Origin of the sequence: Vibrio chagasii (assembly GCA_041879415.1) — a bacterium.
Classification (GTDB): Bacteria; Pseudomonadota; Gammaproteobacteria; order Enterobacterales; family Vibrionaceae; genus Vibrio.
The window spans coordinates 185,009-205,508 of sequence record CP090853.1; the positions used below are offsets into that span (position 1 = coordinate 185,009).

Genomic DNA, 20,500 nt, shown 5'->3' on the forward strand with positions numbered 1-20,500 from the left:
TCTTGAATTTTCTTTCCCTGTAACAGGAAAGCGCCTAAATCTAAGAAGGAATACATCATGGCTTTTAACCTACGCAATCGTAACTTCCTAAAACTACTAGATTTCACTCCACGCGAAATTCAACACTTATTAGATCTTTCAATGGAGCTTAAAAAAGCGAAGTACAACGGTTACGAACAGCCAAAACTGACTGGCAAAAATATCGCACTTATCTTTGAGAAAACCTCAACTCGTACTCGCTGTGCATTCGAAGTGGCAGCATTCGACCAAGGTGCTCGCGTCTCTTACTTAGGCCCATCTGGTTCTCAAATTGGCCATAAAGAATCGATGAAAGATACCGCTCGCGTTCTTGGCCGTATGTACGATGGCATTGAATACCGCGGCTTCGGTCAAGAGATTGTCGAAGAGCTAGGCGCTTACGCTGGTGTACCTGTATGGAATGGTCTGACTGACGAATTCCACCCAACTCAAATCTTGGCAGACTTCCTGACCATGACTGAATACGGCCGTGGTAAGCAACTGCATGAAATCAAGTTTGCTTACCTAGGTGATGCTCGCAACAACATGGGTAACTCTCTAATGGTTGGTGCAGCGAAAATGGGCATGGACATTCGCCTTGTTGCTCCTAAGCAATTCTGGCCAGAAGAAGGGCTATTGGCTCAATGCCGTGAAATCGCAGAACACACTGGCGGCAAAATCACCCTAACTGAAGATGTTCAAGAGGGCGTGCAAGGTTGTGACTTCCTATACACCGACGTTTGGGTATCGATGGGTGAAGCGAAAGAAGCATGGGCTGAGCGTATCAACCTAATGATGCCTTACCAAGTGAACATGGAAATGCTAAAAGCAACCGGTAACCCACATGTGAAATTCATGCACTGTCTACCAGCTTTCCATGGCGAAGACACCACGGTAGGCAAACAGCTTGCGGCTGAATACCCACAGCTAAAAGACGGTGTGGAAGTGACTGATGAAGTGGTCGAATCTGAATACTCTATCGTGTTCGATGAAGCTGAAAACCGCATGCACACCATCAAAGCAGTGATGGTTGCAACACTAGGCAGCTAATAAACCAAACAGTTAAAAAACTTAGAAGCAAAGCACTCTCTTATTTACAAACAAGTCGATAGTTTGAGTGCAATAACAGGGAAATGCGGGTGGCGTGCATGGGAATTTTCTCTTGGATAAAACCCGCATTTTTTTTCATTCGTTTGAAAAGATTATTGCCTAAAAAAGTCGAAGTTTTTCTGCTTCAACAAAGGCTTAAAAAGAAGTAAAAGCACGGACTAATTTGGAATAAATATCCATAAAATGAATACTTTACATAAACTATTGCGCGCTGTTTTTATCTGAGTATAATCCTCCGCAATTTGTCTAAAGAGAGCAAAAAATGAACCGCAGTTTTGTCGCACATGATTGTCAAACTACACGCCAGAGAATGGCGTTGGTGTCATTTTTATTTTGTTCTATTGATCGTTTCGAAGCCTCCTATTTTTAGGGGGCTTTTTTTTGTCCGCAATTTGACTGTATGCATAGAAGGAAGACCCGTTATGGCGCATTCGTTATTTAACAAGCACATCATCTCCATTCCTGAGCTCTCTCGTGATGAACTGGAGCTTATCGTCGATACCGCAGCAAGGCTCAAGGCTGAACCAAATCCAGAGTTGCTGAAAAATAAAGTCGTTGCGAGCTGTTTCTTTGAGCCTTCAACTCGAACTCGCCTCTCATTCGAAACCGCAGTTCAACGCCTTGGTGGCACAGTCATCGGTTTTGATAATGGCGGTAACACATCACTGGCTAAGAAAGGCGAAACACTTGCTGATTCAGTGCAGGTGATTTCATCGTACGTTGATGCCTTTGTGATGCGTCACCCACAAGAAGGGGCTGCGCGCTTGGCGTCTGAGTTCTCTAACGGTGTGCCAGTGGTGAATGGCGGTGATGGCGCGAACCAACACCCAACTCAAACCCTGCTAGACCTGTTCTCGATTTACGAAACACAAGGCACTCTCGACAACCTCAATGTGGCGTTTGTCGGCGACCTTAAATATGGACGTACCGTGCACTCACTGACGCAAGCACTATCAAAATTCAATAACGTACGTTTCTTCTTTATCGCACCTGAAGTATTAGCGATGCCGGATTACATCTGCGAAGAACTGGAAGAGATGGGCATTCAATACAGCACACACAGCAGCATTGAAGAAGTAGTACCGGAACTGGATGTGCTATACATGACTCGCGTACAGAAAGAGCGCTTTGATGCATCAGAATACGCACACATGAAGTCGGCTTACATCCTCACCGCCGACACATTGAAAGACGCCCGCCAAAACATGAAAGTGCTTCACCCACTGCCACGCGTTGACGAGATCACCACCGACGTTGATAAAACACCACACGCTTACTACTTCGAGCAAGCTGAAAATGGTGTATACGCTCGCGAAGCCCTATTAGCTCTAGTTCTAAACGACACTTTATAAGCAGGAGACACAGTCATGGTTAAACAAACTCAGCTACAAGTAGAAGCGATCCGTAACGGCAGCGTCATTGACCACATCCCTGCTCACCTTGGTATCAAAATCCTTAAACTGTTCAAGATGCACAAAACAGAACAGCGCATCACCATGGGATTAAATCTGCCATCATCTGCGTTGGGACACAAAGATCTGATCAAGATTGAGAACATCTTTCTAACCAAAGAACAGGCGAACCAATTGGCTTTGTATGCGCCACAAGCGACGGTCAATCAGATTGAAGAGTACAAGGTCGTAAACAAACTCACGCTTGTACTGCCAGAGCAAATCAACAGCGTATTCTCATGCCCAAATAGCAACTGTATTTCACACGGTGAACCCGTTGAAAGTAGCTTTAAAGTTCAGCTAAAACAGGAAAATGTGCAGCTAAAATGCCATTACTGTGAAAAAGTATTCTCTCGCGAGATCATGAGTGAAATTCGCTAACCCTTATCTTCATTAGTGCCTAGGTCAAAAGCTTCCCAAGCACATGGATATTTATTCCCAATGCGGAATAAATATCCACTCACTTCAAGAATAAAGCACCAAAATACAAGCAAATAACCAGAATTTTGTTTGGTGATCGCCTTCAAAAAGATAACTATCCTTTAGTGGTAGACTAGATGCATAGATGATCATACATCTCGCATACCCGCCCTTCTTTACTTCAGGATTCGTCGGTAAGCCCTAATTAACAAATCGTACTCTACGGCTTTGGGAGTGCGCACGACGCTATGGACAAGCGGTATCACTGTTGACCTTAAGGAGTTGTTCATGAACCCGATCACTGAGCACGGTTGCTTGTATTCAGCTGAAGATAAAACACTGACTGCAGCGTGCAAACGCTTACTACAACAACAAAGCTTCTCAACCCAAAACCAGCTGCGCGAAAAGCTGGTCGAGATCGGCTATACCGGTATTAGCCAATCGACGGTATCTCGTATTTTGTCACAGCTCGGCGTAGTCAAAATCCAGAATGCCTGTGGTAAAAAAGTCTACTGTATTACGGTTGAAAGCGCGCCTGTACGTGTCGATGCCTCCATCTCTTCGCAAATCGAATTAATCACTCATAACCAAGCAATGGTGATAGTTAAAACCCACCCAGGTTGTGCGCAGTTAGTTGCAAGATTAGTAGATATCGACCCACATACTGAGATTATCGGTACTGTTGGCGGCAACGACACCGTGTTAATCATTCCAAAAGACACAACCAATATCGATGCTTGTGAGCAAGTGGTAAAAGCACGCTTAGGTGTCGCTTAAATGGATTACTGGCAAGGGCTCCCTATGCCTGCTGCAAGGCTGACCCTCTCCCGATTACCTAAGAAAGTGGATTTCCCGCCCTAAGGGATATTTACGAGCCAATGAAACTAATAGCAAACTATTACGGTCTGATTGAGTTAAGATACCCATAACTCCATTAAATGACTAAATAGTATGCGACGACTTGCCACATTACTTTTTGTTTGTATTTCCCTATTCACCCAGCCTGCGTGGGCGCTTTTTGGAAATGACAACGCCGAGCCAAGCTTCGGAGGCAATAACAACGGTTTTGTTCCTGTTGACCAAGCTTTCCCTTTCAATTACTACCAGCAAGATGGCAAGGTGCTTCTCGACTGGCAGGTAAAAGAAGGCTACTACCTCTATCAACATAGCCTCTCTTTTAGCGGCCAAAATCTCGCTATCGGTAATGTTGAGTTAGAAGATGGTAAACCACACCAAGACGAATTCTTTGGTGAAGTGAGTGTTTATACTCAACCGCTATTCGTACAAGTTCCCCTGCAAAGTTACCAAGACGGCTCACAGCTGATCGTTAAGTACCAAGGCTGTGCCGAGGCTGGCTTCTGCTACCCTCCAGAAACTCGAGTCATCGACATTGCACCGTTTGAAGCAACGGGTTCAAGCGACACTGCAGCTAAAACTACCAGTAACCAAGCGAACACCTCACCACAAGTTGCTTCTCCAAAAGCAGAGGTGGCAAATAACACAACACCACAATCAAGCGCACCCGTTTCAAAGGAAGCGAGCCTAGCCGATAAACTCGGTGACAGTTGGTGGACCCCATTACTGTTCTTAGCGCTCGGTGTTGGCTTAGCCTTCACACCGTGTGTTCTGCCTATGTATCCAATCCTAACGGGCATAGTGTTAGGTGGTGGCAAGCTCAGCCAAGGTCGCGCGTTGATGTTGTCCTTCATCTACGTGCAAGGCATGGCGCTAACTTACACCCTACTGGGTTTGGTGGTGGCCTCTGCGGGTATGCAATTCCAAGCTGCGATGCAACATCCTTATGTGCTGATTGCGTTGAGCGTTCTCTTCGTAGCATTAGCGATGTCGATGTTCGGCGTATATAACCTACAACTGCCGAGCAGTGTCCAAACTTGGCTCAACAACCAAAGCAACAAGCAGCAAGGTGGCAATACCTTGGGCGTGTTCGCTATGGGTGCTATCTCTGGTTTGGTATGTTCGCCTTGTACTACAGCCCCACTCTCGGGTGCGCTGCTGTATGTTGCTCAAAGTGGCGACCTATTTACCGGTGCGATTGCTCTGTACGCGTTAGCCATGGGTATGGGAATTCCGCTCATCTTGGTAGCGGTATTCGGCAATAAGCTACTGCCAAAAGCGGGCAGCTGGATGGATAAAGTGAAGGTCGTATTCGGCTTTATCTTGCTGGCAGCACCTATCTTCCTGCTAGAGCGCATTATCCCAGAACTATGGGCAACTGCGCTTTGGTCTGCCCTTGGTTTCATCGCCTTCGGTTGGTTGTATCACAGTAAGAACGCACTGCCATTTGGTGGCTGGAAGCAAAGTGCAGTAGGTATTATCGCGATGCTTGGTCTGTTTGCTTCTGCACAACCTGCACTAAATTACTGGTTTGCAGAAAAGAGCGTTGTAGTGGAACAGCAGATCCAGTTTGCACGCATTAACACTGTTGAAGAACTTGAAATTCAGCTCATTGAAGCGAAGAAACTGGGTAAACCGGTAATGCTCGATTTCTACGCCGACTGGTGTGTGGCGTGTAAAGAGTTTGAGAAGTACACCTTCCATCAAGCAGATGTCGAGAACAAACTGTCTGACTTCGTGTTACTTCAAGCAGACGTGACTCGAAACATGCCACAAGACATTGAACTACTTAAGCAGTTGCAGGTACTTGGCTTACCAACCATTGAGTTCTGGGATAGCGAGGGTAACCATGTTCCAAATGCTCGAGTGACTGGTTTTATGCCTGCCGATGTATTCTTAAAACACATGCAAGACCACCAGCTATAACGGCAACATTGGTCTAAATGTAACACCAGACAAAGCCGCACCGCCCCTCATAACGAGATGGCAGTGCGGCTTTTTTGTTATAGCAAGAAACGCTTTCTTAGAAAGGGGATAAAAGTCGATATGGTTCAGACTTTTAATGCATAGATATTGTCCACATACTCAATCAGGATGATAATAAATATTAACTAAATTGTTAAAAGTATGGACGTCATGGACTCGACCTACACCATCATCATTGCTGATGACCACCCTCTCTTCCGCAACGCCCTATTTCAGTCGGTTCATATGGCGATCAGCGGTGCGAACCTACTTGAGGCCGACTCTCTCGACGCGTTACTGACTCTGCTTAAAAAAGAAGATGAACCCGACCTACTGCTGCTCGATCTAAAAATGCCGGGAGCCAACGGAATGTCTGGTCTGATTCAGCTTCGTGCAGAATACCCAGACCTACCGATTGTCGTGATCTCGGCAAGTGAAGACGCTAGCGTGGTCACTCAAGTGAAAAGCCATGGTGCGTTTGGTTTTATTCCAAAGTCGAGTGACATGCGTGAATTGGTAAGTGCACTGAATCAAGTGCTGAATGGCGACCCGTTCTTTCCTGAAGGGCTGATTACTAACAATGCGGCTTGTAGCGACCTTGCAGAAAAAATTGCCACACTGACGCCACAACAATACAAGGTGCTAGGGATGCTTTCCGACGGCCTGCTGAACAAGCAAATCGCCTATGAATTGAATGTTTCGGAAGCGACCATCAAGGCGCACATGACAGCCATCTTCCGAAAACTGGACGTAAAAAACCGAACTCAAGCGGTTATCTTACTGCAAGAAGTCCATAATTAAGCGCCGCTGACATCCTCATCTAAAGTCGTCTTAGGCAAACATAAACCCAGCTTGACGACTTTATGATCTTCTATCTCTGCAACCACCCAATTGATGTCATGCCACTCAAAACTATCACCCAATACTGGATGAGGACCAAGTTCGCGTTCAGCCAGCTCTTTTAGCGTCATCTCTCGCTCTTCTTCAGAACCAAGCTCAATGCCATAGCAATCACTCACTGCCGCAATCGACAAGCCAACCTCAAGGAAGAAATCACCAAAGAATCGTGCAGCCTCTTCAGCTTCCGGTGCTTCACTGAACAGCTCACTTAAACTGTCTAGGTCTTGGTCTTGGCCAAGCACACAAAGAATATCGTTCGCTTCTAACACTGTGCTACCCGATGGGTGAAGCAAAGCGTCTTGTCGAAACAGTGCAGTAATACGTGTGCCTTCCGGCATCGACAAGCGCTTGAGCGGCTCACCGACACACCACTTCTCTTCTTTCAGCTTGTAGACAAACATCTCCCACTCACTGGTCGGGTAAATCTCGATACCAGTGCGTGAAATAGGTGTCGGTGTTGGTGGCAAGGTGACTTGAGCCAGCCTCGCAACTTTCATCAAGCTACCACCTTGAACAATCAACGACACCATAACCACGAAGAACGCGATATTGAAATACAATTGAGCATTAGGCAGGCCTGCCATCATCGGGAACACCGCCAAAATGATCGGCACCGCGCCACGTAAACCTACCCAAGAAACAAACCAGCGCTCCTTGGTGGTAAAACGTCGAAATGGCAACAGACCTAACCAAACCGACAGCGGACGAGCAAACAGGATCATACCGAAAGCTAGCGCCAAAGCAGGGAGTGCGATTTCCATCAATGTCGATGGTGTGACCAAGAGACCGAGAACCAAGAACATCACAATCTGGCTTAGCCAGGTCATGCCATCAAGGACATTGAGAATCGAGTGTCGAGCGCGCGTTGGACGGTTACCAATGAACAAGCCCACAAGGTAAATCGACAAGATGCCACTGCCGCCAAGCATATTAGAGAAAGCGAACAGAGCCACACCGCCGCTCAGTACCAGAATCGAGTAAAGACCATCAGCCAGCTGTATTCGGTTGATTAAACTCCACAGAACCCAACCGCCACCAAGACCAATAAGCGTACCAACACCAAATTGCATCGCGAAGCTTTTCAGCAGAAAGTTCATCCCCATCTCAGCATCTGGGGTGCCAAGTAGCGCGATTAAGGTCACCGTTAGGAAGACCGCCATTGGGTCGTTGGTACCAGACTCTATCTCTAAGGTTGAGCCAACACGCTCGTTGAGGCTCTGCCCTTTGAGCAGAGAAAATACCGCCGCAGCATCGGTCGAGCCCACAATCGCGCCCACTAGAATGCCTTGCATCAGTGATAGGTCGAATAGCCAAGCCGCCATTAAGCCGGTGAGGGTAGCAGTACAAGCCACACCTATGGTGGCTAACGACAGCGAAGGCCAAAACGCGACCTTAAAACTCGCCACCTTAGTGCGCATACCACCATCAAGCAGGATCACGGCAAGCGCGAGGTTACTCACCAAGTAAGTTAATGAATAGTCATCAAAATTGATGCCGCCGGGGCCATCTTCGCCCGCCAACATACCAACAAACAAAAAGATCAAAAGAATCGGAACGCCCAATCGTGAGGACACTTGTGAGAAAAGCACACTGATGGCGATAAGCACTGCACCAGTTAAAAATAAGTGATTAATAGTTATTGCGTCCAATTCGTTCCCCCAAAGAATAAAACTCGTGATTAAAGCATGTCTAATTTCTGCTATTAAGCAAGAAAAGGGCTCTAAAAGCAGCGTAATTACTATAACAAACTTATATTTCCCTTCGTGTCATATGCAGGACTAAATAATGATTCTCTGTCATTTAGTTGTTAAATTTTATTACTCACTCATTAATTCATCCCTTTTTGTTAGACCTTTGGCTAATTTAACAACCTTGTAACATCACATTTTTATATGGTTTTGTCTCCCAACTCCCATATTTCAGTGGATTAGGGCTAATACCGTCCCGACTAAAGTTGCACAGATCCCTTGACTTATCCTTGCTACATTTCAAATCGTAACATTACGTTAACACAACGACATTCTACGGAAACGGAATAAAGGAGAAGGCAATGGCGTTCGAATCTACGGAACATGCTCAAGCCTACTGGAAGGAAAACTTGGGAATTATGGGAACACTGCTCGCGATCTGGTTCGCAGTGTCTTACGGCGCAGGCATCTTATTTGTTGATGCCCTTAACACCGTTCAGTTTGGCGGGTTCAAGCTCGGCTTTTGGTTCGCTCAACAAGGCTCGATATACACCTTCGTGGCGCTGATATTCATTTACGTTGTCCGCATGAATGCGCTCGACAAAAAATACAACGTACAGGAAGACTAGAGGCTAGAACATGGATATTCAAACTTGGACGTTTATTCTCGTCGGTATCACTTTCGCACTGTATATCGGCATCGCAATCTGGGCTCGCGCAGGGTCTACCAGTGAATTCTACGTTGCGGGCGGTGGTGTACACCCAGTAGCAAACGGTATGGCAACAGCCGCTGACTGGATGTCGGCAGCGTCATTCATCTCAATGGCAGGTATCATCTCATTCGTTGGTTACGACGGTGCGGTTTACCTGATGGGTTGGACAGGTGGTTATGTACTACTTGCGCTATGTTTAGCACCTTACCTACGTAAGTTCGGTCAGTTTACGGTTCCTGATTTCATCGGTGAACGTTACTACTCGAAAACAGCACGTATGGTAGCGGTATTCTGTGCAATCTTCGTATCATTCACATACGTTGCGGGCCAGATGCGTGGTGTGGGCGTAGTATTCTCTCGTTTCCTAGAGGTCGACATTAACCTAGGTATCATCATTGGTATGGGTATTGTGTTCTTCTACGCAGTACTTGGTGGCATGAAAGGCATCACTTATACGCAGGTAGCTCAATTCTGTGTCCTCATTTTCGCCTTCCTTGTTCCAGCAATCTTCACGTCAATCATGATGACAGGTAACCCGCTTCCACAAGTTGGTATGGGTTCAACGATTTCAGGCACAGACGTTTACCTACTCGATAAACTGGATGGACTCACCGAAGAACTCGGATTTACCGCCTATACCGAAGGTAACAAGAGCATGGTGGATGTATTCTTCATCTGTGCAGCTCTAATGGTAGGTACTGCAGGTCTTCCACACGTAATCATCCGTTTCTTCACAGTACCTAAAGTACGTGATGCGCGTATCTCAGCAGGTTGGGCACTACTGTTCATTTCATTGCTATACACAACAGCACCAGGCGTTGCAGCATTCGCTCGTGTAAACATGATTGAAACGATTAACGGCCCAGACATGCAAGGTGTCGCAGCAGCAGACGCACCTAGCTGGTACAAAAATTGGGAAAGCACTGGCCTAGTAGGTTGGGAAGATAAGAACGGCGATGGCAAAATGTTCTACTCGGGCGATGAGCGCAACGAGATGAAGATCAACCGTGACATCATCGTACTGGCTTCTCCAGAGCTAGCGAAACTACCAAACTGGGTTGTAGCACTACTGGCAGCCGGTGGCCTAGCAGCCGCACTATCAACAGCCGCAGGTCTACTACTAGTAATCTCAACATCGATTTCGCATGACTTGTTGAAGAAAGGCTTCAGACCAAACATGACCGACAAGCAGGAGCTACTAGCCGCTCGTTTGGCAGCAATGGTCGCGATTATCGGTGCAGGTTACTTGGGTATTAACCCTCCAGGCTTCGTAGCTCAGGTAGTAGCGTTTGCCTTCGGCTTAGCCGCAGCATCCTTCTTCCCAGCAATTATCCTAGGTATCTTCTACAAGAAGATGAACAAGGAAGGCGCGATTGCAGGTATGTTGACAGGTATTGCCTTCACGGCAAGCTACATCATCTACTTCAAGTTCGTTAACCCAGCAGCAAGCACACCTGAAAACTGGTGGTTTGGTATCAGCCCAGAAGGCATCGGTACGCTAGGTATGTGTCTAAACTTCGTAGTTTCAATTGCGGTAAACAAAGTGACTGCTGAAGTACCACAAGACGTACAAGAGATGGTTGAAAACATCCGTTACCCTAAGGGTGCTGGTGAAGCTCACGACCACTAAACGCGACTACTAAACCGAGATGTTTAGCAAAAAATGACTCAGTACTTACATTGTAGGGATTAGGTACTGAATCTCAGAAAGCCGATACGTTATGTATCGGCTTTTTTCTTTTGCCTACCGTTTTATAAAAACAGAAACAAAGGGTTGTTTTTAAAGTTTCATTTGATAATAATTATCATTAACATCCAATAAAGAGATGAAGATGATGATGAAAGAGCAGCAGGTCCTCTATTCGAGGTTCTATAAAGCGCAGGATCGCTTTACCTCCTCAGAGCAAGTTCACGGCCACGAGCCGTTTGTAATTCGAGACTACATCGAGTGTGCACAAACGCTTGCCGCATACTATGAAAAACACGCCGCCCAAGAAAATATCTTGCTATGCGAGCTGTACCTGCGCCAAGTTTTCTTCCATCTGATTGAAGCGATTGAGTCACCTGAGCGCAGTTTTACCTTTCGTCATATCTGCCTAGACTCAATTCACTCACCACTATTTTATCTAAAACGCCACTACTGCCAGCAACCACATGGCCAAGCGCGTTTTTTGAATCTCAGCCAGACACTACAACAAGTCCAAGCCCCACTTGGCTAACAAGGATAGAAGATGACCCTACAATATCGAATTGAAAAAGACAGCATGGGGGAAGTAAAAGTCCCTGCTGATGCGCTGTATCAAGCACAAACTCAACGTGCCGCAGATAACTTCGCGTTTAGCTCCCACAAAATGCCCACCAGCTTTATTCAAGCACTGGCATTAATTAAACAAGCCGCTGCTGACACCAATGCTCAATTAGGTTTATTGGAAGGCGATATTGCCAATGCGATCGCTGATGCGAGCCAAGAGATCATTGATGGTAAACATCTCGATCAATTCCCGATCGATGTTTATCAAACCGGCTCAGGTACTAGCTCCAACATGAACGCCAACGAAGTGATTGCGACACTCGCATCAAGAAGTTTGCAAGGCGACGTGAACCCAAACGATCACGTCAATATGGGCCAAAGCAGCAACGATGTGGTGCCAACCGCGATTCAAGTCAGTGTCGCACTCACTGCTGAAAACAAGCTGCTACCAGCACTAAGCCACCTGTCTGAAGCACTGAGCGTTAAACAGCAAGAGCTTGCTGAGGTCGTGAAAACCGGCCGCACTCACCTAATGGATGCGATGCCGATTACCTTTGCGCAAGAGTTGGGTGGCTGGAAATTCCAGATTGAACACGCTAAACAAGCAATTGAAAGCACCTTGCCCGCTATTAAAGCACTTGCTCAAGGTGGAACGGCGGTAGGTACAGGCATCAATGCTGACCCTCGCTTTGCCGATAAGTTTGCAAGTAACCTGTCGCAGTCGACAAAGATCGGCTTTAACTCGAGTGAAAACTTCTTTTTCAACCTCAGTAGTCAAGATGCGATCGTTGCCTTTTCGGGTCAGCTCAAAACTGCAGCAGTTGCGATCATGAAGATCGCAAACGATCTTCGTTGGATGAACTCTGGTCCATTAGCTGGCTTAGGAGAAATTGAATTGCAGGCGCTACAGCCAGGCTCATCCATCATGCCTGGTAAAGTGAACCCTGTAATACCAGAAGCTGCAGCGATGGCCGCTGCACAGGTGATTGGTAACGACACCACCATTACGGTAGCTGGCCAGTCTGGCAACTTCCAACTGAATGTGATGCTGCCAGTGATTGCTCATAACGTATTAGAAAGTATCGAGCTTTTAGCTAACAGCTCTGTTGCGCTGGCAGATAAAGCAATTGCGACTTTCACTGTACGCCAAGACAATCTTGATTTAGCGCTTTCAAAGAATCCAATTCTGGTGACGGCGCTTAATCCTGTAATTGGTTACCTAAAGGCAGCAGATATTGCCAAGAAAGCCTACAAAGAAGGTTTGCCTATCCTTGATGTTGCAGAAAGAGAAACCGACCTAAGCCGAGAAGAACTCAGCAAGTTGCTTGACCCAACCGCGCTCACTCAAGGTGGTATCGCAGGTTAAACCAGTCATTCATAACATGTCTATCGGATCAAAAAAGGCCTCATCTGAGGCCTTTTTAGGATCTAATAGTTAATGGAAAATAGGTTAATTAAATTAACTCACACGATTCAATACCGCTCTGAGTTTTAGCGGCTTCACAGGCTTGGCAATAAAGCTAAAACTATTGGCTTTTATCGCTGCCAACATGTCATCGGTTCTATCGGCACTGATAATGACTCCCTCAAAAGAGTCACCCAGGCGTAAGCGACACTGCTGCAACACCTCAAGCCCTGTTCGCCCATTATCGAGACGGTAATCAGAGAAGATCACATCGGGTTTCCAGTCACCATCGAGGCACTTCAAACTCTCAACTAAATCAACTGCGGTCTTAACCTCACAGCCCCAGCGACCGATCAGATTCTCCATACCCACTAAAATCTCTCGTTCATTATCGACACACAAGATTTTAAGGTGCTCGATATCACTGCTTGCCACTGGCGCAGCAGCTTGCACAACCGGAGCCACTTGTTCCGCTCTTGCTAAGGTAATAGAAAAGACACTGCCTCGTCCCGGCCATGAACGCATCGATATTTGATGACCAAGCACATGAGCAATACCTTTAGAAATCGCGAGCCCCAGCCCTAAACCTTGATCAGAACGCACTTGGCTACCACGAGTGAACTCTTCGAAGATCTCTTGTTGCTTGTCTTCATCAATACCGGTTCCGTTATCCCACACATCGATTCGCACCTGCCCGTTGACTCGTCTTGCTCCGAGCACCACTTTGCCTTCTGGGTTATAGCGGAAGGCATTAGTCAAAAAGTTCTGAATCACTCGTCTCAGCAACTTAGGATCAGATTGAATAAACAAGGATGATGGGATCATCTTGAAATCAATTTTTTGCTGCGTCGCTAAAGCACTAAATTCCGCATTCAAGTTCGCAAGCACATCATGCACCGCAATGGCGTGGATGTTGGTTTCCAGTTTGCCAGACTCTAATCGTGAAATATCTAGCAAGTCGCCTATCAAGTCCTCGGCTGCACCCAATGCACTTTCAATATGAGACGAAAGCTGCTTCACTTCCTGCTCTTTTGCTACCTCCGAAAGTGACGAAGCAAACAAACGCGCGGCATTCAGTGGCTGCATCAAATCGTGGCTCACCGCCGCTAAGAAACGACTCTTTGATTGGGATTCTTGATCAGATATCTGCGTTGCTTTAACCAAGCGATGGTTCAGCTTTTCGAGCTCTTGAGTTCGTTCGTGTACTCTTGATTCCAAGCTTTCATTCGCGTCTTTTAACGCCTGTTCTGCTTGTCTAAATACCGTGATATCGGTAAAGCTCATCACAAAGCCGCCGCTTGGCATTGGGTTACCTTGCACCTCAATCACTCGACCATCAGGACGAATGCGAGAAGAGGTGTGTCGTGTACCTTGTTCCAAGTGATAAACACGGCGACGCACGTGATCTTCAGGGTCACCCGGACCACACAAACCTTGCTGCGCATTGTGACGAATCACATCGGAGATCGGCCTGCCCACTTGTATCAAGCCAGCAGGGAATTCAAACAGTTCTAAGTAACGCTGATTCCATGCCACCAGCCTCATCTGTTTGTCCACCACTGCAATCCCTTGACCAATGTGCTCAATCGCTCCTTGTAGCAAACCACGGCTGAAATCGTACAACTCCGAGGCTTCATCAACGATGGTCGCCACTTCTTCAAGCTGCATATTTCTGCCCTGTAAAGCAGAAGTGAGTACTAACTTTGCAGATGAAGCACCAAACACACCCGCCAACACGCGCTCAGCATGTCGAATCAAGCTTGCAGGGGCTTGCTGATTAGGAAGCAGTGGCTGACCTTGTTGTTGCCAGTAGCTTTGAATAGCGCTTTTCGCTCGCTTGCGACCGACAAAACGCGACGCCAACATCTCTAGTTCCGCAACTGTCACACGGTTTTGATAGAGGCTAATATTTTCATTTTCAGGTAGTGGCGTACCAACGAATGCCGCCGATTGTAAGCGCTCACTTAGGCTTGGTCTGGTAGAGATCGAGACCACAGCATAGCAAAGAGTATTAAGCACAATACTTAGCACTATCCCCCAATTTGAACTACTGATATTCCAACTACTGAGCAGCTCTGGCGGTGTGATAATCCACAACAATAGGTTACTTTCACTGTCTCCAGCCAACATACTGGTTTGACTCATCAGGGTAATGAGCCAAATCACCGAGCCAACCATTAAGCCGACATAAACACCCTTACGATTGCCCGGGCGCCAATACAAACCACCAATAAGTGCCGGTGCAAATTGAGCAATCGCAGCAAACGAAAGAAAGCCGATAGCAGATAAAGAATGTATGGTATCGAGCGCTTGATAGAATAACCAAGCACCAAGTAGAAGCAGTAAAATAAGCCCGCGACGAATCACCAATAGCAACCCAGAGAAATGGCGATGAGTCCTTTGAGTGAGTCGCATACGGCGCAGCAATAGTGGCATCACTAAATCGTTCGACACCATGATCGCCAACGCGATGGTCGATACGATCACCATGCCACTGGCCGCCGACGTACCGCCAAGGAACGCAAGCAAAGCAATGTGATTGGCACCTTCAGCCATCGGCAGGCTAATCACATACGTATCTGCGGGCATGCTTGGAAGCAGTCCTTGCCCCGCCCATGCAATCGGAAGAACAAACAGCCCCATCAAAATCAGATAAAGCGGAAATAACCAGCGAGCGGTGTGCAGGTCTTGAGGTCTTTCATTCTCAACAACCATGGTATGGAACTGACGCGGTAAGCAGACAATCGCCAACATGGTCAAAACAGTATGGATAATTAAGGTCGGAATATTCGGCGATTCATAAGTGCTCGCGGCCACGTCGAGCAGGTCAATCTTGTCGCTGCTCATCGCCAGATACATGATAAACAGGCCAACAATCAAAAATGCCGCCAGCTTAACGATGGATTCAAACGCCACCGCCATCATCATGCCACGGTGGTGTTCCGTGTTATCAATGTGCCTTGTACCAAACAGCATGGTAAAAATGGCCAGCGCACCGACCACAAACCAAGAAACATGGTAATCCTGATAGCCAAAATCTTGCGTCAAACTAGGTGCGACAATATCTAACCCCATGGTGATGCCACGCAGTTGTAAGGCAATATAAGGAAGAATACCGATCACAGCAATCACGGTGACGGCTACCGCTAAGCCCTGAGACTTTCCGTAACGAGCCGCGATGAAGTCGGCAATTGAGGTAATGTGTTCCCGTTTCGCTATCAGAATCAGTCGCGCTAAGATCCGCCACCCAAGAGTGAAGACCAAAATCGGTGCAAGATAGATGGGTAAGAAAGACCAAGGGTTATTACTCGCCTGACCCACCGTTCCATAGAAGGTCCACGAAGTACAATACACCGCAATAGAAAGACTATAGATCCACGGTCGCCAACGCGATAGCCAACGAACCTGCCTGTCTCCATACCAAGCGATCAGAAATAACACGCCCAAGTAGGCTAAAGAGACTGGAATTACTACCCATCCTTGCATTGAAAACCCTTTCTTCATCCATAAAAAAACCTCTCCATAAGGGAGAGGTTTCATTTAACTAAGGATGAGTCATTAACTCAATCGCATCGCTTAAATTCTGTGCTTTAGACTCTAATAATCACGATTGGTTATCAGCTATGAACTTCTGACTCAGGTTGATTAACTTCAACCACAGAGCTTCTTTCATCAAGCTTGATAAACAGGGCAATTGCACCCATCGCAGCCATTCCCCAGAAGATATTCGCCCCCCACAATTCGTAGCCCCAACCACTTAAGGTCGTCATTAACGCGATAAAGGCGCCAAGTGGTATCGCATTGTATAGAGCTTGCAGTGCCACCATTTTGTTCGACTCTTGAGACTGAATGTACTGAATCGCCGCGATATGTGCCATGGCGAAAGTCACCCCGTGCAACAACTGAACCAATATCAATACTGGAATCGCAGTCGTTGACGCAGTAATACCCCAACGAGCCATGACCCCAATCGCGGCAATCACAAACAGAGTACGCAACGCTAACCCAGCAAACAGTCGCTTGCTCAGAGCAAATACTGCCACTTCAGCAACCACGGCTAAGCTCCACAGATAACCGATGATCGCCTCAGAGTGGCCCGCCTCTTTCCAGTAAATCGCACTAAAGCTGTAATACGCGGCGTGGCTTCCTTGAAGCAATGCCATCAATGCAAGAAACTTAACTACCGATGATTCACGTAACAGTTGACCAAGTTTAGGTCTTTCAGCCACCTGCTCTGATTCTGTCACCGGCATCACGTTCGGGTTTCTCATCGCAAACAACAGAGAAACCAACACACCTGCCAGCGCAGTATATAGAATCATATCTGTGCCAAATTCAGCCACCAGATAACCAACTACGGTAGAGCCCGCAATAAATGCCACTGATCCCCACAGACGCGTACGTCCGTAATCAAGCATATTAAGTCGGCTGTAATGGTTTGCCATTGCATCTGAAAGTGGAATCACAGGACCACAGCAAAGGTTGAAAAGTACCGTTGCCAACAACATCAGTACAAAGCTACCGCCGGTGAAAAAGTGGAAGCCAACAAATAGCAGTGCCGCAAAACTCAACCAGCGCAGAGCTGGCATCAGGTGTTCAACCTTGTGTATACGAGGTGTGATTAATAAATTTGCCACACAACGCGTCGCAAAACCCACACCAATCAATACGCCAATGTCCCCCGCAGAAACACCTTGGTCTTCAAACCATAACGCCCAAAATGGCAGATAAACGCCATAGGCAAAAAAGAAACCGAGAAAATACTGGGATATCCAGCCATAAGGGGAAGGTTTAAACATAGGCAACCTATAAAAATGTGCGGAACAAGGAAGCGCCAATTATGCCTAGGTCACAAAAGATGAAAAAGGGAATTATTGCGGGGATAGTATTCCCATATTCAATTAGTTCAGATATCGCATTTCAGCAAGATATCTAAGCTCTCCAAGTCGCCACTCTCTCACTTAGACTAAAGTCGTCTGGAGCTTCGCTAGTAATTTGTCAGACTGAAAAGAGACTCCCATTTCTTTGCCATTGCTTATGCCTGATAAATTTAATATGCAGCACCCGCCTTTCGATAGCTTGTCTGAAACTGAACAGTTAACGCTGCGCTCGGCTTTGGACGTGGTTTACTACCGAGCACACGAAGTGATATTGGAAGCAGACCGCCCGAGTCGACACCTGCATATTCTGATTAAAGGTGCTGTTGAAGAGCGTTCCAGCAGTGATGGAGAGATCTATGCGCACTATGCCAATGACGATATTTTCGATGTACGCAGCCAGTTCGAGCCTCATACAAAACATCAATATATCGCGCTGGAAGACACACTAAGTTACCTATTACCAAGCGACGTTTTTCTTGAGCTATACCACGCCAACGGCCAATTCGCCGCTTACTTTGATAGCAACCTCTCAACCCGAAAAGCATTGATTGAAGCCGCTCAGCAACAGCAGAATCTTGCCGAGTTCATACTGACCAAAGTCGATGATTCGATTTATCACCCACCACTGATACTTGAACCCGACCAACCTATCAATCAAGTGACTCAAACCCTTAAAGAACAAGGCTTAGACTCGGCCTTGGTTCATTTGGAACATGATAATCCAAAAGCTTTTGGATCATCATGTTCCTTTCCGTATGGAATCGTCACGCGGACCAATTTATTGCACGCGGTGATGCTCGATGATCGCCCACTCGATACACCTGTCGGCGAGATAGCAACCTTCCCTGTTTTGCATGTTAATCATGGTGACTTCTTGTTTAACGCCATGATTACCATGACAAGGAATCGTGTAAAAAGGCTGATGGTGTGTGATGGTCTCAATGCGGTCGGCATGGTAGATATGACGCAAATACTCAGTGCGTTTTCCACTCACTCGCATGTTCTTACGTTGCGTATTGCTCGAGCCACCAGCATTGAAGAATTGGCGATGGCTTCCAACAAGCAACGTCAACTGGTCGAAAGCCTGCTCAGTAATGGTATTCGCACACGTTTCATCATGGAGCTGATTTCTGCCGTCAATGAACAGATTATTGAAAAGGCATTTGAACTGGTGATTCCCCCTGCGCTACACAACCATTGTTGTCTCATCGTGCTAGGTTCAGAAGGTCGCGGAGAACAGATACTCAAAACCGATCAAGACAATGCGTTGATCATTCAAGACGGATTAGAGTGGCACCAATGCCAAAATGCGATGAATGATCTCACTCATACGTTGCAACAATTAGGTTATCCACTGTGTCCTGGCAACGTAATGGTCAACAACCCGAAGTGGGTTCATTCAGAACAAGAATGGAAACAAACTCTGACGAGTTGGGTAAAAAAAGCGACGCCAGATACGGTGATGGATATTGCCATTATGGCGGATGCACACGCAGTTGCAGGCAATAGAGATCTGCTACTCCCTGTTAAGCAGCACTTGAGTGATTTAATGCTAGGGCAAGAGCTAATTCTGACCGAATTCTGCCGCCCTGCATTGAACTTCTCAGTACCTCTCACTCTGTTTGGCAACGTGAAACAGTCCAAGTCAGGACTAGACATCAAACAAGGCGGTATTTTCCCAATTGTCCACGGTGTAAGAGCACTGAGCCTTGAACACGGCGTGACGGCCAATAGTACCTTCGAACGCATTGAACAACTGGTGAACAAGAAAGTGTTGGAGCAAAGCACCGCAGACAACCTCAGTGAAGCACTCAAACAATTCTTCAAATGGCGCTTAGCACAACGCCTGTCACAACAGCACAGCAGTAACAAAATAGACGTCAAACTGATGGAGAGAGCGGATAGAGATCTGCTTCGTCATAGCCTGCATGTGGTTAAGAAGTTCAAACAATGGCTTGGATACCACTATCAGATAAGAGATTAGGCACTTCAACGATGAATAGACTGGTTCGCTATTATTGGCATTACAAGCTCAAAGGCTCTCCCTACCAGCCTCTGTTTACTGCGCCTGTTCATCAAGAATATGTCTCACTCGATTGTGAAACCACCAGCCTCGACCCTAATCAGGCTGAACTAGTCACCATTGCCGCGACCAAGATCATCGGCAACCGCATCATCACCAGTAAGCCCTTCGAAGTGCGGCTACGAGCCCCTCAATCCCTCGACTACAATTCAATCAAAATTCACCGTATTCGCCACCAAGATTTAAAACACGGCATCGAAGAGAAGCAGGCTCTGATTGAATTACTTAACTTTATTGGTAATCGTCCTTTAGTCGGCTATCACATCCGCTATGACAAAAAAATTCTCGACCGCACCTGTTTAAAACAACTCGGATTCCCGCTGCCTAACCGCTTAGTCGAAGTGAGCCAGCTCTATCAAGATAAATTGGAAAGACAGCTGCCGAATGCTTATTTCGACCTCAGTATGGATGCGATTTGTCGCCAACTCGACTTACCGATTCCAGTCAATAAACATGATGCATTACAAGACGCTATCTCTGCTGCTCTGATCTTTGTTCGTCTGAAACATGGCGATCTACCCCGTTTCAACTCTTCATACACCTAATTCAACCCCTGCATCTCGACATAGAGAGCAACATCTCAAAAATGAACTTAACTCGCTATTTTTTAAGTGAAAAGCGGCGTCTCATCCTAAAGTCTAATTGTGGAAATCGCCGTCCTAGCCGAGAGTGATAACACAAAGACGGTTCTGTAATAGACCTAGAAACTGAACGAACACAAAGGAAGTTGCCAGTTCATTAGGAATGTAGGCACAAGGAGA

At 46.7% G+C, this 20,500-nt stretch carries 15 protein-coding genes; 12 read left to right on the top strand and 3 right to left on the bottom strand.

Annotated elements, in window-relative coordinates; all coding sequences use genetic code 11:
- The first annotated feature begins 57 nt into the window (after window positions 1-57).
- The 6 genes from L0991_23055 to L0991_23080 all read left to right on the top strand — a co-directional run bounded on the left by L0991_23055 (window position 58) and on the right by L0991_23080 (window position 6,620).
- Window positions 58-1,068 (top strand): ornithine carbamoyltransferase, encoded by a 1,011-nt coding sequence (locus tag L0991_23055; protein XGB65659.1) that lies wholly within the window; start codon window positions 58-60, stop codon window positions 1,066-1,068.
- A gap of 482 nt (window positions 1,069-1,550) precedes the next feature.
- Complete coding sequence (gene pyrB, locus L0991_23060) at window positions 1,551-2,480, top strand: aspartate carbamoyltransferase (GenBank protein ID XGB65660.1); 930 nt, start codon at window positions 1,551-1,553, stop codon at window positions 2,478-2,480.
- A gap of 15 nt (window positions 2,481-2,495) precedes the next feature.
- Entirely contained in the window at window positions 2,496-2,960 is a 465-nt protein-coding gene (pyrI, locus tag L0991_23065; GenBank protein ID XGB65661.1) for an aspartate carbamoyltransferase regulatory subunit, read from the top strand.
- A gap of 327 nt (window positions 2,961-3,287) precedes the next feature.
- Window positions 3,288-3,776, top strand: coding sequence for an arginine repressor (locus tag L0991_23070; GenBank protein XGB65662.1), 489 nt, complete (start codon window positions 3,288-3,290; stop codon window positions 3,774-3,776).
- Window positions 3,777-3,950: 174 nt separating this feature from the next.
- Window positions 3,951-5,780 carry a protein-disulfide reductase DsbD gene (locus tag L0991_23075; GenBank protein ID XGB65663.1) on the top strand — a complete coding sequence of 610 codons (1,830 nt, stop codon included), beginning with the start codon at window positions 3,951-3,953 and terminating at the stop codon, window positions 5,778-5,780.
- Between the two features lie 210 nt (window positions 5,781-5,990).
- On the top strand, window positions 5,991-6,620 hold the full coding sequence (locus L0991_23080; protein XGB65664.1) for a response regulator transcription factor: 630 nt from the start codon (window positions 5,991-5,993) through the stop codon (window positions 6,618-6,620).
- Here L0991_23080 and L0991_23085 read toward each other — a convergent pair.
- Window positions 6,617-8,368, bottom strand: a complete 1,752-nt coding sequence (locus tag L0991_23085) for a potassium/proton antiporter (GenBank protein XGB65665.1) — start codon at window positions 8,366-8,368, stop codon at window positions 6,617-6,619. The two genes, L0991_23080 and L0991_23085, sit on opposite strands and share 4 nt — an antisense overlap.
- A gap of 401 nt (window positions 8,369-8,769) precedes the next feature.
- On the opposite strand from L0991_23085, the gene L0991_23090 reads away from it, so the two are divergent.
- From L0991_23090 to L0991_23105, 4 genes are all read left to right on the top strand, one after another.
- A complete protein-coding gene (locus tag L0991_23090; protein ID XGB65666.1) occupies window positions 8,770-9,036 on the top strand; it encodes a DUF4212 domain-containing protein in 267 nt (88 codons plus the stop codon).
- Window positions 9,037-9,046: 10 nt separating this feature from the next.
- A complete protein-coding gene (locus L0991_23095) occupies window positions 9,047-10,750 on the top strand; it encodes a cation acetate symporter (protein ID XGB65667.1) in 1,704 nt (567 codons plus the stop codon).
- A 202-nt stretch (window positions 10,751-10,952) separates the two neighbouring features.
- The gene (locus L0991_23100) at window positions 10,953-11,339 is read left to right on the top strand and encodes a hypothetical protein (protein ID XGB65668.1); all 387 of its coding nucleotides are present in this window, start codon (window positions 10,953-10,955) and stop codon (window positions 11,337-11,339) included.
- A 12-nt stretch (window positions 11,340-11,351) separates the two neighbouring features.
- Window positions 11,352-12,737, top strand: a complete 1,386-nt coding sequence (locus L0991_23105) for a class II fumarate hydratase (GenBank protein XGB65669.1) — start codon at window positions 11,352-11,354, stop codon at window positions 12,735-12,737.
- A gap of 93 nt (window positions 12,738-12,830) precedes the next feature.
- Here the strand turns inward: L0991_23105 and L0991_23110 are convergent, their stop codons facing one another.
- Both L0991_23110 and L0991_23115 read right to left on the bottom strand, forming a co-directional pair.
- Window positions 12,831-16,262 carry a hybrid sensor histidine kinase/response regulator gene (locus tag L0991_23110; protein ID XGB65670.1) on the bottom strand — a complete coding sequence of 1,144 codons (3,432 nt, stop codon included), beginning with the start codon at window positions 16,260-16,262 and terminating at the stop codon, window positions 12,831-12,833.
- A 131-nt stretch (window positions 16,263-16,393) separates the two neighbouring features.
- Window positions 16,394-17,575, bottom strand: coding sequence for a 3-phenylpropionate MFS transporter (locus tag L0991_23115; protein ID XGB65671.1), 1,182 nt, complete (start codon window positions 17,573-17,575; stop codon window positions 16,394-16,396).
- A gap of 232 nt (window positions 17,576-17,807) precedes the next feature.
- On the opposite strand from L0991_23115, the gene L0991_23120 reads away from it, so the two are divergent.
- Together L0991_23120 and L0991_23125 are read left to right on the top strand one after the other, a co-directional pair.
- The gene (locus tag L0991_23120; protein XGB65711.1) at window positions 17,808-19,640 is read left to right on the top strand and encodes a DUF294 nucleotidyltransferase-like domain-containing protein; all 1,833 of its coding nucleotides are present in this window, start codon (window positions 17,808-17,810) and stop codon (window positions 19,638-19,640) included.
- Between the two features lie 11 nt (window positions 19,641-19,651).
- Entirely contained in the window at window positions 19,652-20,284 is a 633-nt protein-coding gene (locus tag L0991_23125) for a 3'-5' exonuclease (protein XGB65672.1), read from the top strand.
- Window positions 20,285-20,500: the final 216 nt, after the last annotated feature.

Coding starts and splice junctions, on each gene's coding strand:
- L0991_23055 (XGB65659.1), top strand. CDS start 58: ATGGCTTTTAACCTACGCAATCGTAACTTCCTAAAACTACTAGATTTC.
- L0991_23125 (XGB65672.1), top strand. CDS start 19,652: ATGAATAGACTGGTTCGCTATTATTGGCATTACAAGCTCAAAGGCTCT.
- L0991_23100 (XGB65668.1), top strand. CDS start 10,953: ATGATGATGAAAGAGCAGCAGGTCCTCTATTCGAGGTTCTATAAAGCG.
- L0991_23115 (XGB65671.1), bottom strand. CDS start 17,575: ATGTTTAAACCTTCCCCTTATGGCTGGATATCCCAGTATTTTCTCGGT.
- L0991_23095 (XGB65667.1), top strand. CDS start 9,047: ATGGATATTCAAACTTGGACGTTTATTCTCGTCGGTATCACTTTCGCA.
- L0991_23075 (XGB65663.1), top strand. CDS start 3,951: ATGCGACGACTTGCCACATTACTTTTTGTTTGTATTTCCCTATTCACC.
- L0991_23105 (XGB65669.1), top strand. CDS start 11,352: ATGACCCTACAATATCGAATTGAAAAAGACAGCATGGGGGAAGTAAAA.
- L0991_23110 (XGB65670.1), bottom strand. CDS start 16,262: ATGCAAGGATGGGTAGTAATTCCAGTCTCTTTAGCCTACTTGGGCGTG.
- L0991_23090 (XGB65666.1), top strand. CDS start 8,770: ATGGCGTTCGAATCTACGGAACATGCTCAAGCCTACTGGAAGGAAAAC.
- L0991_23080 (XGB65664.1), top strand. CDS start 5,991: ATGGACTCGACCTACACCATCATCATTGCTGATGACCACCCTCTCTTC.
- pyrI (XGB65661.1), top strand. CDS start 2,496: ATGGTTAAACAAACTCAGCTACAAGTAGAAGCGATCCGTAACGGCAGC.
- pyrB (XGB65660.1), top strand. CDS start 1,551: ATGGCGCATTCGTTATTTAACAAGCACATCATCTCCATTCCTGAGCTC.
- L0991_23070 (XGB65662.1), top strand. CDS start 3,288: ATGAACCCGATCACTGAGCACGGTTGCTTGTATTCAGCTGAAGATAAA.